The organism is Labrys okinawensis (assembly GCF_047345005.1).
GTDB lineage: Bacteria > Pseudomonadota > Alphaproteobacteria > Rhizobiales > Labraceae > Labrys > Labrys okinawensis.
The window spans coordinates 6,852,324-6,864,623 of sequence record NZ_CP178864.1 but is presented as its reverse complement, the minus strand read 5'-3'; the positions used below and the strand labels follow the sequence as shown (position 1 = coordinate 6,864,623).

The 12,300-nt window shown below is 60.0% G+C and carries 12 protein-coding genes; 5 read left to right on the top strand and 7 right to left on the bottom strand.

Translation table 11 applies throughout. The features are described 5' to 3' along the window. Positions 1–53 precede the first annotated feature (53 nt). From ACMDCR_RS31850 to ACMDCR_RS31840, 3 genes are all read right to left on the bottom strand, one after another. A complete protein-coding gene (locus tag ACMDCR_RS31850) occupies positions 54–1,742 on the bottom strand; it encodes an ABC transporter ATP-binding protein/permease (protein WP_413993779.1) in 1,689 nt (562 codons plus the stop codon). A gap of 134 nt (positions 1,743–1,876) precedes the next feature. Further along, positions 1,877–2,074, bottom strand: a complete 198-nt coding sequence (locus ACMDCR_RS31845) for a hypothetical protein (RefSeq protein ID WP_413990452.1) — start codon at positions 2,072–2,074, stop codon at positions 1,877–1,879. A 52-nt stretch (positions 2,075–2,126) separates the two neighbouring features. Continuing rightward, complete coding sequence (locus ACMDCR_RS31840; protein ID WP_413990451.1) at positions 2,127–3,338, bottom strand: acetate/propionate family kinase; 1,212 nt, start codon at positions 3,336–3,338, stop codon at positions 2,127–2,129. 724 nt (positions 3,339–4,062) lie between these two features. Between ACMDCR_RS31840 and ACMDCR_RS31835 the strand changes: the two genes are divergently transcribed. From ACMDCR_RS31835 to ACMDCR_RS31815, 5 genes are all read left to right on the top strand, one after another. Continuing rightward, positions 4,063–5,412 carry a DUF3300 domain-containing protein gene (locus ACMDCR_RS31835; RefSeq protein ID WP_413990450.1) on the top strand — a complete coding sequence of 450 codons (1,350 nt, stop codon included), beginning with the start codon at positions 4,063–4,065 and terminating at the stop codon, positions 5,410–5,412. 12 nt (positions 5,413–5,424) lie between these two features. After that, a complete protein-coding gene (locus ACMDCR_RS31830) occupies positions 5,425–6,342 on the top strand; it encodes a DUF2950 domain-containing protein (protein WP_413990449.1) in 918 nt (305 codons plus the stop codon). Between the two features lie 167 nt (positions 6,343–6,509). Further along, positions 6,510–8,186, top strand: a complete 1,677-nt coding sequence (locus tag ACMDCR_RS31825; RefSeq protein ID WP_413990448.1) for a SulP family inorganic anion transporter — start codon at positions 6,510–6,512, stop codon at positions 8,184–8,186. A gap of 221 nt (positions 8,187–8,407) precedes the next feature. After that, the gene (locus tag ACMDCR_RS31820) at positions 8,408–8,845 is read left to right on the top strand and encodes a hypothetical protein (protein WP_413990447.1); all 438 of its coding nucleotides are present in this window, start codon (positions 8,408–8,410) and stop codon (positions 8,843–8,845) included. 35 nt (positions 8,846–8,880) lie between these two features. Beyond that, positions 8,881–9,495, top strand: coding sequence for an OmpA family protein (locus ACMDCR_RS31815; RefSeq protein ID WP_413990446.1), 615 nt, complete (start codon positions 8,881–8,883; stop codon positions 9,493–9,495). Positions 9,496–9,789: 294 nt separating this feature from the next. Here the strand turns inward: ACMDCR_RS31815 and ACMDCR_RS31810 are convergent, their stop codons facing one another. The 4 genes from ACMDCR_RS31810 to ACMDCR_RS31795 form a co-directional block, all read right to left on the bottom strand. Next, positions 9,790–10,296: a hypothetical protein gene (locus tag ACMDCR_RS31810; protein WP_413990445.1), complete on the bottom strand. Its 507-nt coding sequence runs from the start codon at positions 10,294–10,296 to the stop codon at positions 9,790–9,792. A gap of 393 nt (positions 10,297–10,689) precedes the next feature. Continuing rightward, positions 10,690–10,908 (bottom strand): hypothetical protein, encoded by a 219-nt coding sequence (locus ACMDCR_RS31805; RefSeq protein ID WP_413990444.1) that lies wholly within the window; start codon positions 10,906–10,908, stop codon positions 10,690–10,692. A 57-nt stretch (positions 10,909–10,965) separates the two neighbouring features. Next, positions 10,966–11,760: a polyphosphate kinase 2 gene (gene ppk2 / locus ACMDCR_RS31800; protein ID WP_413990443.1), complete on the bottom strand. Its 795-nt coding sequence runs from the start codon at positions 11,758–11,760 to the stop codon at positions 10,966–10,968. Between the two features lie 16 nt (positions 11,761–11,776). Then, positions 11,777–12,169, bottom strand: a complete 393-nt coding sequence (locus tag ACMDCR_RS31795; RefSeq protein ID WP_413990442.1) for a hypothetical protein — start codon at positions 12,167–12,169, stop codon at positions 11,777–11,779. Between the last annotated feature and the right edge of the window lie 131 nt (positions 12,170–12,300).

The following is a 12,300-nucleotide window of genomic DNA, read 5'->3' as shown; positions in this document are numbered from 1 at the left end:
CCCTATGATGGTGGGGTAAAGCTCGCGTTGAGCGAGGCTCATGTCAATTGTACCTAAGGCCGAGGAGGCCCACATCTCCAACTACCGCCATCTGCGCATTCGAGAACTGTGTCATAACGATGAAGGCCCTCTCGGGTATCCGCGTTCACGAGGTAGGCGATTTCGCGTTCGTTCAACAAATCCAAGATCTTGCCGACCTCTTCGGCCTTCAGCACCGCGTCGATCCTGTCAAGAAAGGCGAATCGCGGCGCCGCGAGCAAAATGTCCATGATGGCCAGGAGATATTGCTCGCGTGGGGACAGCAGCGCCGGCCAATTCTCCGGCGAGTCCAATCCGCCCGCCTGTTTCAGAGCCTGCTCGAGACCCAGCGCACGCAGAAGCCCCCTGATACGCTCCTCCGGGATCTCGGTTCGGCGCGATGAGCGGGTCATCGCTTGCCACGGCATGCCGGGCAGCAGGTAAGGCCGCTGGGTAAGAAAGAAAATCTCGTCGTCGGCAGGACGCAGGATGCGCCCCTGACCGGTAGCGGCAACACCGGCGGTCGCCTTGAAGAGCATCGTTCGCGCCGCCTGGTTGGGACCGGTGATCAGAACGCGGGTGCCGGCGGGAATCGAGATCGACAGGTCCTTGAGGAGAAGATCGTTGCCGCTGGTTGAGAACAGGGTCACTTGTTCGAATGCCAGCTGATCCTTGGCTTCCGCAATCGTGATTGGGGGACTTGCCACCGTCTGCCATGGTTCGATGGTCTCGATCAGGGAGTTGAGGCGCGAAACCACGGCGGCAAAGTTTGACAGGGGCTGGATTTGCGTAATGACCAGTGAAAACGCAGCCACGAGCGTCGAGAACGCCATCGCCGACTGGGTGACTACGCCGAACTCTATCTCGCCTCTCATATAGGCCGGTGCAATGATCAGGGCGGGGATGATCTGGATCAGCCAGCTGTAGCCGGTGGTGAAATAGCCCACGTTTCGATTGATTAGCGTCATGGCCCGAAAGTTCGTGACAAGCTCATCGAGGAGCCGCATGAGCCGTGATCTCTGGAATTCCTCGCGGTGTGCCAGCATGATCGCTTCGGCATTTTCCTGGACATGGATGAGTGCCGAACGGAAGCTCGCTTCCTTGTCGAGTTGATTGTAGTTCAGCCGTACGAGGGGGCGCCCCAAAGCGATCGTCAGACCCGATCCCATGGCCGCATAGAGAACGGCCACGCCGAAAAGCAGGGGGCTGATGGAACAGAGCACCCCGGAAAACGCCAGAATGGTGAGAGTGCTGTTGAATGCCATGATGACGAAAGACAGCGTGTTCGCTGTGAACACGCGGACGTCCTCGGCGATGCGCTGATCGGGGTTGGCGAGTTCGCCGGAGACATCCAGGCGATGGTACGTCCCCTCGGATAGATAGAGATCGATCCCCCGCCGAGTCGCGAAATTGCGCCAGAGCAGCGCCAGCCGTTCCTCGGCAAACCGCGCGGTTACGGCAACCAGGGTCGAGCCCGCGAAAACACAGATATAGAGGAACGCCTGCCGGATGAACTCTGCATGATTGCGATCGGCGATCGCGGTCATGAAGTTTCGGCCGACATAGCTGTTGACGACATTGAGGCCGTTGATGCCGCACAGCAAGGTTATCAGCACGGCCGAAACAATGCCGGCCTTCCAGCCCACATCGGACATGGCAAAGTGCTTCACCGCCTCGATGAAGCGCCACGCGGTCCGCCGCAGGGAAGTTGCCTCTTGTTTCATGCCCATGACCCGGGTGGAGCAAACGGTTCGGTCGCCTTTGAACAAGCGCATTCGCTGGAGACGCTTCCTTGCCGTCACTCCTTGTGTCGAACGTTCGTGCCATTGCCGCCGATGCCGGCGGACCGTCCAATGCTTCAGGCGATGATGCTGAGGGCCCTGTCGGCATGTGCAGTCATACCGGTCGGCCGTGGTGCGAACGGGGATGCCGGGAGGGCCGCGGTGAAGCGGATATCGTCGATGTCGGCGAGTTCGCCCGTCGGCGCGCGGGTGATGGCTTCGGCTGCCGTTACGGTGGCGACGCTCGACAAGATATCGGCTGGTGTGTGCGGCATTATCGTTCTCCAGGGCGCTGTCCTGTTCGATCGGGGGGCATTATTTCAGTCGTCATCCCGTTGCCTCTGCGAGCTGTTCGCCAGCGAGCATCCGCTGCATGTCACGCGCCATGATGAGTTCCTCGTCGGTGGGAATGACCCAGGCCTGCGGGCTTCCCTCCTGAGTGATTAGACCGGTGCCGCGCATGTTCGCCTCTTCATCAATCTTGAATCCCGCCCAGCGCGCAGCGTGCAAGACCTCGCGCCGGGTTGCAGGGTCGTTCTCTCCAATGCCCGCAGTGAAGACGAGGGCGTCGAGGCCGCCGAGTGCGGCCACGAGCGATCCGATCTCCCGGTTTATCCGGTAGACGAAGAGATCGATGGCAAGCCTGGCATCTGGATCGGTAGGAGCAAGAGCTCTGAGCTTGCGCATGTCGTTCGAGACGCCGGAGACCCCGAGCAAGCCGGACCTGGAATAGAGAACCTGTTCCACCTCCGCCACGTCGAGCCGCATTTCGCTCAGCATGTAGAAAATCACGCCGGCGTCGATGGAGCCGGATCGCGTTCCCATCGGCAGTCCATCGAGTGCCGAAAAGCCCATGGTGGTCGCCACGCTCGCGCCATTTGCCATCGCGCAGAGGCTTGCCCCGTTGCCGAGATGCGCGACCACGACCTTGCCGGAGGCCAGCGGCGCCCCGTAGTTCGGGAATACCGACGCGAGATAGGCGTAGGACAGGCCATGGAAGCCATAGCGCTGCACGCCCTTGTCCCGGATCTCGCGTGGCAAGGCGATGAGCCTTGCGATCTCAGGTTGCGTCTGGTGAAAGGACGTATCGAAGCAGGCAATCTGCGGCAGTTGCGGAAACCGTCGGCTGACAACGCGAATCGGCTCGAGATTGTGACCCTGATGCAGTGGGGCGAGTGGTATGAACTGTTCTAGAGTCCGGAGGACCGCGTCGTCGACCAGCACGGGCTTACGAAAGACCGGGCCACCATGGACCACCCTGTGCCCGACCGCCGCGAGGCGATAGCCGCCGCGATGTTCGCTCAGCCATGTTGCAAGATGCAGCAGCGCCTGCTCGTGTCCGAAGCGCTCGCCGGATTCCCACCTGCCTTCATCAAGGCGGGTACCGCTGCCATCCCGCACCATGAAGTTTGGCGCCGTTCCAAGGCCATCGAAGAGACCGCGGAATACCCGTCGAGGTTCTTTGCCCTCATGCTGCTCGAACACCTGGAATTTCAAGCTCGATGAGCCAGCGTTCAGCACTAGCAGGGTGGGCACCATTGCAATCACCCCTTTCCGGCGGTGGGCCCGGATCGCCTGACATTCACGACAAGTGAGGCCACCGCACGTGACGCCATTCGCCTCTCATGAAGTGTCGAAGAAGCGCGTCGAGGATTCATTCGTGAAACAGTGGCCAATTCCTGGCCTAAGGGCGTCCGCCTCGATCGCCCTAATGATCTGAGCGCGGCTACGGCGAAGTTATGCCGTCCGGGGTCCCTCGGGGCTATTGTCCCAGGGTACAGGTCAGTTTTGTCTGGATGTCGATCGCTTGCTCGATTTTTTGGAGCTCTTTGTGATGTCTCCGCATCCATACCGCTATGTCATGAGTGCCGACATTCCTCTCGACGACCTGTCTGGAAGCGTTTCTTTTTTCTCATTTATTCAAGATGGTGAATCACTGCTGCGCCAAATTCGTCTTCTTGAATTCCTGGACTGTTGTTCTGAGGGACACTGGCTTCGAGGACAATATTAAAATCGGTTCTCACAAGTAGCATAGACAGACTATCGCCCTGACTCCGAATGCTGCTTCAGGATGGGTTGGTGCTTGCCCTTCGGCCAGTTTCGCCCATGGCCGCCGGCCGGCGCGGCCGCTGTCACCTCCAAAGGTCAAGGTTTTTCCGCGCATATCAAATAGGCCGGAAGACCGCTCTTCAATGCAGTCCCGGTATCAAGGGAGACTTACATGCCTCTTTGGTTTAACAGGACATTGTTGTCGAGGACGTGCATGCCAGCGCTGATGGTTGGCGCGATGCTCGTCATGGCGGAGGCGAATTCAGCCTTCGGACAGACCGAGCCCCCGGTACCTGCCCCCGCTCCGGTTGCACAGCCGAACGCTGCCGCCCCACCGGCGCCGGCAGCCCAAAAGGCCGACAGCGTCTTCAGCAAGGAGGAGCTGCGCAAGCTGCTGGCGCCCTACGCCCTCTATCCCGACGCATTGCTGGCGCAACTCCTGCCGGCAACCGCATATCCGCTCGATATCGTGCAGGCTTCCCGATGGTTGGCGCGCAACAAGGCGGCAGCGGCCAAGAATGACTTTGCCGATCTTGACCGGCTGGACCTGGATCCAACAGTCAAAGCCTTGGCGCGATTTCCGACGGTGATCGATTTGCTCAACACGGATCTCAACGCGACCAGTGACCTCGGCGACGCCTTCGTCAACCAGCCCGCTGATGTCGCCGCCATGATCCAGGAGCTTCGGCAGGCGGCACAGGCCGCCGGCACGCTCAAGACGACCAAGCAGCAACGGGTGAAGACGGAGACCCAGAACGGCAAGTCCTATATCGCGGTCGAACCAGCTGAGCCGGGTGTGATCTACGTGCCGGAATATGATTACTCTACGGCTTACACTGTCGGTGCCGGGCTGCTTGGTTTCGGTCTCGGCGTCGCCGTGGGCGCCGGCTTGTCCAACTACTGGAACTGGAACAATGGCTGGGTCTATCCACCGCGCTGGAGCGGCTATCCGCCGGGTTATGGTGGCTATCCGGGCTATGGAGGGAACCGCCCCGCTCATCTCCCAGCCGGTGACATCAATATCGGCAACAAGATTGACATCGGCGGCGACTCGCGGCCGTGGCGGCCGGATAATGGCCGTTATCGTCCGGGACAGGGCACTAAACCCGGTCTCGGCAGCCCGCGCCCGGGTAATGACAGGGTCGGCGTTGCCGATCGCATGAACCAGGGCGGTAATCGCGGCCAGATCGGCAACGGCCTCGGCAACAATCGGCCAGGGGGCGGCATCTCCAATCGCGGGCAGGGAAATCGCGCCCAGCAAAGGCCCGCGCGCCGGCCGGGCGCCAATCGCCCAGCTCGCAATACGGCCTTTGGTGACGCGCGCATGGGCGGCCGGGCCTCCAACTTCGCCTCGCAGCGTGGCTTGGCCAGCCGGAACAGCGCTTTCCGTCCTTCGGGTTACGGTGGTTTCAATCGCGGCGGCTTTGGCGGAGGTCGCGGCGGCTTTGGTGGCGGAGGTCGCGGGGGCTTTGGTGGCGGAGGTCGCGGGGGCGGAGGTCGCGGGGGCTTCGGGGGCGGCGGTGGTGGCCGGCGCTTCGGCGGCGGTGGTGGACGGCGTCGATAGGGAGGCGGAGCGATGTTCAATCTTAAGTTAGGACTGGCCGGTTCCCTTCTCAGCGCCGCCCTTCTGGTAAGCGGCAGCCAGGCGTGCCTGGCGCAGCGGGTGTTCGCCTCACCTCAGGAGGCAGGCGATGCGCTGGTCGATGCAGCCCGCAACCCTGGCAAGGGGGCGCTGGACGACATATTCGGAAAAGGTGCCAAAGAAATCCTCAGTTCAGGCGACCAGGACGTCGACCGCGAACGCATCGACGACTTCCTTGCTCTCGCCAACGCCGGCAGAGGGGTCGTTCAGGAAAAGCCGGGCATTGCGACCCTGACTTTCGGTCAAGATGGCTGGAGCTTTCCGGTCCCCCTCCGGGAAAAGGACGGCAAGTGGACCTTTGATCTTGCCGCCGGCAAGCAGGAGATCCGCGACAGGGCAATCGGCCGGAACGAATTGACCGCCATCGCCGCCTGCGGGGATTATGTCGGGGCGCAGCGCGAATATTATGACAGCCTGCACGACGATGAGCCAGTCCGGCAATTTGCTCGCCGGTTCATCAGTTCAGCTGGCCGGCATGATGGTCTGTGGTGGCAGTCGGAGAGTCCCCGCGACCAAAGCCCCCTTGGCGATACCATCGCCGCCGCGGCGGTCGAGAAGGTCGCCTCGAATGATAAGCCGACACCCTATTACGGCTATATCTACCGTATCCTGACGAAGCAGGGTGCGGCCGCTCCGGGCGGTGCCTACAGCTACATCGTGGGCGGCCGAATGCTCGCCGGGTTTGCGATGATCGCCTATCCCGAGCGCTGGGGGGAAACCGGCGTGATGACCTTCCTGTGTGATCAACAGGGGGTGGTCTATCAGCGCAATCTAGGGCCGGACACCACGCCCCAGGCCGTGCACATCGAAACCTTCGATCCCACCAAAGGCTGGGAGGTGGTGCATGAATGAGGTCGTATGGACGGGGCAGGTGGCCTTCATCGAGCGGGCCGATCGGTTCGCCGCCTGTCATTGACCTCTCCTCTCCGCCGCTGGCCGACCTTGGAGCGCCTGATGAAGCTGAACCACTCATCGCGCCGTGATGTGGGATTGCTCCCAATTTTCGGAAGGATCGGTCGATGCTGACACAGCTTCCGGTCCTCGGCGGTTTCCGCGGCTATAGAGTGGCCTTCCTGCGGTCTGATTTTACGGCGGGCCTGGCGGTGGCGGCCGTGGCAATACCGAGTGCCATTGCCTATCCGGCCATCGCAGGCCTCCCGGCGGAAGTGGGAATCTATTCGAGCATACTGCCTTTGATCGGCTACGCCCTGTTCGGGCCCTCCCGCAAACTCATGGTTGGGCCGGATGCCGCGACGATGACGGTTCTCGCGGCGGCTCTCGCCACTATGCCGCTGGCATCGCCCGCCGATCGTGTTGTTGCGGCGTCGGCCCTGGCGGTGACGGTGGGGGTCTTCTGCATCGCCGCGGGACTGCTTCGGCTCGGCGTCATCGCGGCCTTCTTGTCACGGCCAATCCTGGTAGGCTTCATCAGCGGCGTTTCAATCTCGATCATCATCGGGCAGATCCGGCGCCTGACTGGCGTGCGTATCGAGGCGGACGGGCTGTTCCCACCCCTTTGGGAGCTGTTGCAGAAAATAGGGCTCATACACTGGCCTTCCCTGGCGCTGGGGGGTGGTCTCATCGCTTTCCTGACGCTGTTGACGCGCTGGCGCTCGCCGGTGCCGGCGCCGCTGGTCGTCGTGGCGGTGTCTATCGCAGCCTCCGCCCTCTTCGATTTCAGCGGAATGGGCATCGCTGTCGTGGGCGATCTGCCGCGCGTCTTTCCGAGCCCGTCCTTTCCTTTCAATGCCAATTTGCCTGTCAAGGAGATCATTCTCGGAGCTGGCGCCGTCTGGCTCGTCAGCTTTGGCTCCGGAATTGTCGGTGCTCGCAGTTTCGGCGCGCGCGACAAATTTGAAGTCGACGCCAATGCCGAGCTTGTCGGGCTGGGAGCCGCCAATGTCGCCTCCGGTCTGTTCAGCGGCTTTCCGGTGACGATCTCCGATTCTCGAACGGCGGTGAACCTGTCAGTCGGTGGCCAGTCGCAGATTTCGGGCCTTGTCGCGGCGCTGACGCTCACCGCCATGCTGCTCTACTTGCAGGACGCCGTGCGGCTGCTGCCCATTCCTGCCCTCGGCGCCATCCTCGTCGCCGCCGCAATGAGCCTCCTGGACGTGGCCGGCCTCCGTCAGATCTGGCAGGTCAGCCGGATGGAGTTCCTTTTTGCGCTGATCGGCATGGCCGGGCCCATCAGCCTTGGCGTGCTCAACGGTGTGGTTATCGCGGTCGCTGCGACACTGCTCTATGTGCTCCTCAAGGAGATGCGGCCGCGTGACGCAATGTTGGGGCGCGTGCCTGGGCGGCGGGGCTTCTACAAGCTGCATCGATCGATGAATGCCGCTCCCATTCCGGGGCTGGCGGTCTGCTTGGTGCAGGGCAGCCTCCTCTTCTTCAATGTCGACTATGTCCGAACCCGTCTCATCGAGGTGGCGAAGGCGCTTCCGGCGAATACGCGGTGGTTCGTGCTCGACGCCAGCGCTGTTGCGCAAGTCGACTCGACGGCAGCGGCAATGCTGGGTGATTTGCGGTCTGATCTTGCAGAGCAGGGGCTGCGGCTTGGCATCGCCCAACTTCATCATGAGCCGATGGAAGTTCTCTCAAGGGCGGGAACCATCGAGAGTATTGGCGAAGCCATGATCTTCGACGATCTTGAGGAGGCCGTGATCGCGTTCAGGCACCGTTCGTCGCAGAAGTAGGAAGTTGCGGATGTCGGCCGCACTTGGGTTTCCCGATTGCGTGGTGACGCTCTTTGTCGTGGAGCTGAAGGTTCTTCGAGCTGATCGAGTGTAAAGATAGGTAACTGAAACTGTAGATGAAGTAACGGGGCAGGCTTCAATTCTGTTCCTTGGAGATAATCAGGGCGGAGGAGATGAGTTGCTCGTGTCGTTGATAGTGAGCTGCGTAGCCAGATAAAACCTTGCGGGGACAGACGATGAAATTGATGACGATTGCACTTGCCACGGCGCTCATGGCGACTGGTGGCTTCGGGGCTGCTTCGGCTCAGACGATGAGCTATTCCCAGGCTGGCGCCCTGATCGCCAGCAGCTGCAGCAAGGACATAGCGAGGTTCTGTCCGTCCGCGAACATGGGCGGCGGCGCGCTCCATGATTGCATGATGCAGGCCCAGGCCAAGCTCAGTCCACGATGCGTCGCGGATTATAAGACGGTTTCCGCTTCCCTTGCCAAACGCGCAGCCGCTCAAGCTGCCGTACCAAATGTCTGCAAGGCCGATGCGCGCCAATACTGCAACGGTGTCGCCTATGGCAACGGGCATTTCCTGGGCTGTCTGAACAAGTCCAAACGCGTTGTCAGTGCCGATTGTACGCAGGCGCTGGCAGACGCCGGTTGGAACTAAGTGCGATGTCCCATGTCCATAGAAAGGCCAATTTCATGACGTCCCGTCTCAACAGTCTTGTCATTGCCGTCTCCGTTTGCGTATCGGCTTCTGGCATGTTCCCCTTGGCAGCTTCCGCCCAAACCAAGATCGGTGGCGACCAGATGCTGCGAAACCTGACGAAGGCTGCAAATGCTGCGCCTGAGGGATTGAGCGGCGCCATCATCCAGCAAGCCGCACTCCAGCACATGAAAGACAATCCGGGATTGCCGCAGACCTGGAAACCCATGGGTGTTCGCCTGAATAATCTGGCGCAGATCAATGTGCAGATTCAGTTCGCGCTAAATTCCGCGATCATCCGGCCTGAATCCTACGCTACGCTAGGGGCCATTGCTGATGCCCTGCATCATCCCATTCTCGGCGGTTACAAATTCGTAGTGGCCGGCAATACAGATGCCAGCGGTGATCGCGCCGACAACATGAAGCTCAGCCAGGCACGAGCCGATGCCGTTACCCAAGCCCTGATCACAACCTTCCGGGTGGATCCGTCCCGGTTGGAAGCGGTCGGCCTCGGAGAAGAGGCGCTGCAGGACACCAAGAACCCGACAAATCCCATCAATCGTCGCGTCCAGATCATCAATATCGGCAAGTGGCTTCCGCCAAAGCAATGATGCCTTTCCTGGAGGTCATCCGGACCATGCTCGCTGAATTGGTGAACCCAGTCGCGCAGCGTTTGACCGGCCCACGCCGCCAATCCGCGCCTCCTCCTTGCGGCCGCGTCCTTCCAACACCGCTGCCAGCGACACCAGCCCGCGGGCTCTTATTGGCATGCTTACCACTGGCCGCCAGCCACTGGAACTCGGCTGGCGTGTAATCCGATCATAGTTTCACCGCTCCCAACGCCATGGGATCAGGTCATGATGAGTTGCGGAATCCCCCTGAGTCAAAAATCGAGGCCTTTAGTATTACCCCTTCTTTGCGTCGGGCAATGAGATGAGTTCGGGAGGTCTAAGATCACCACCCACAGCTCGTGAAGACGTAATCTTGGGATCGCTCGAGGTTTCACCCTCGATTGTAAACATCTTACCCTTCGCGGTTATCTTTCCCTCTTTGAAGTACATGAATCCGTTCAACTGTGCTTCGCTATAACTTGGATTGTCAGGATCCTTCACGAAAGGTCTGGATAGAAAGCCACACTCTTTGGCATAGTGACCAACATTGCTTTCGCAGTGAAAAATAAACTTCTTACCCTTTTTTGATTCTCCTAAAAAGTGCATCGTACATTTGATACACGGGAAGGCATTTTGTACTATGATGAAAGTCGTCGCATTAGACTTTTTCGAGGCAGCTGCGTCGTAAGCGGCTCTCTCCGCATGTTTATTGTCGCTGGTGCCTAGATCGGCACTTCCGGTGAATTCTTTGCTCCATCTCTTGCTGTCGTCAAGGTAACAGCACGCAGCATTGATTGTCATTTCTGCCTCAATGTTATACGAGATCAACATATTACTGTCTCAAAGGCTGAGAATATTCCCAACAACGTTTCAATTTCATTTCTGACAGCCGCTACGTTGTTACAAATGTAATAAGAGTCCGTTTTGAATCGGCCGGCGCTCGGCTGGCCTCTCGTCCAGACTCGCAATAGAATCGAGCGTCTCAGCTGCGGTCCCCGCGCGAGCGATTTATACCAAGGGCCTTGATCATCGACCGATATGAGCCCAATCACGCATTCCGATTGAGGTGATGACATCGGGTAACGCCGTGGGTCTATTCCAGGCCCCGCGTGCAGAGACTGCCACGAAGAGCGGGCCCACGAAAAGCAAGCCCCTCCCGAGGAATACGGTCGCGAGGAGGCGGTCCTCCGCATCTCAGAGCATGTGTCTGAGCCCATGGATGAACCAAAGGAAGGCGACGCCGGCGCAGGGGATCAGATTATGGGCGAGCGCGACCTTCCAAGCGTCGCTGCGGAGCCGCTCGCCGGAGTAATTCAGGCCCGGCCCGACCATGTGGATCAGAAGCGGCAGGGCCGACAAAATGAGGACGGAGAACAATACTGCCGCGATCGCGGCCGCGCTCGGGGTCAGCAATTTGCCATGGATTCTCCGCTCCGACCTCGTCGCGACGATGAACCACCAGCTGCTCAGCTAGGCATGCGCATCCGGCACCCAATGCCTGGCGAAGATCGGTTCCTCATAGCCATCGGATTTCTGGCGTTTAGGTAACTTGATCTTCTCGCGCGGCACCTCCTTGTAGGGGATGGATTCGAGGATGTGAGCTATGACATTGAGACGCGCCTGCTTCTTGTCATCCGAATGGACCGCATACCAGGGCGCCCATTCCGTATCGGTTGCGGTGAACATCTCGTCGCGCGCACGGGAGTAGTCGAACCAACGACTGTAGGACTTCAGGTCCATCGGCGACAACTTCCAGATCTTACGTGGATCGGTGATGCGTGCCTCGATGCGTCGGGTTTGTTCCTCGGGGCTCACCTCGAGCCAGTATTTGAGAAGGATGATGCCGGAGTCGACGATGGCCCTCTCGACCCCGGGAACGGCGTTGAGGAAACTCCTAGCCTGGTCATCGGTGCAGAAGCCCATGACCCTTTCGACGCCGGCGCGGTTGTACCAGCTGCGATCGAAGATCACCACCTCACCAGCCGCCGGCAGATAAGGCAAATAGCGTTGCACATACATCTGTGATTTTTCACGCTCGGTTGGCGGTGCGAGCGCGACCACGCGGAATGTACGGGGGCTGACGCGCTCGGTGATAGCCTTGATCGTGCCGCCCTTGCCGGCGCCGTCCCGACCTTCGAACACGATGCAGACCTTGGTGCCGCTGTGCTTCACCCACTCCTGAAGCTTGACCAACTCGATATGGGCCTGCTTCAGGGCGCTGAGATAGGCCTTGTCACCCAGCGGCTTCTCGACCTTCTTGTCCATCCCGTTGCTCCTTGTGTCACGACCAGCTCAGGAAGAAGCCGACATCGCCGGGAAAGCCGCCGGGAAACTCGATGATCATTGCTTTCAGCTTGTATTTCATCGGCTGTAAATGTTCCTTCCAGAACTCGTAGGCCTGCCGGGGGCGGCCGGTTAGCGTATCCGGCCAGTCCGGCTCCGTGTTGTTGATGGCCCGGCCGCCGTCGCTGCACAGGGCATTGGGAAAGCGCATCACCATCGCCTCCGATTCCCCGTTCTCGATCGCGCGCTGGATCACTCCACGCAGGCGCTGCTTGATCTCGACGATCTTCTCCGGCGTCACATCGACATGGGCCTCGAGGGAGCGCATGAGCTCCTTACGAGCTTCCTCCGCCTTGTTCATGGCGTTGAGCTCTTTGGAAGCTTGAGCCATTCGCATCTCGGTCATGTATTTCCGCAGATCATCGGCGGACATGAAGCTGTCATCGTGAAGTACCTCCGTATTCGGAGGTTTGGGCGAAGCTTGAGAGTTCATGGTTCAGCCTCCCATGGGTTGATTGTTGT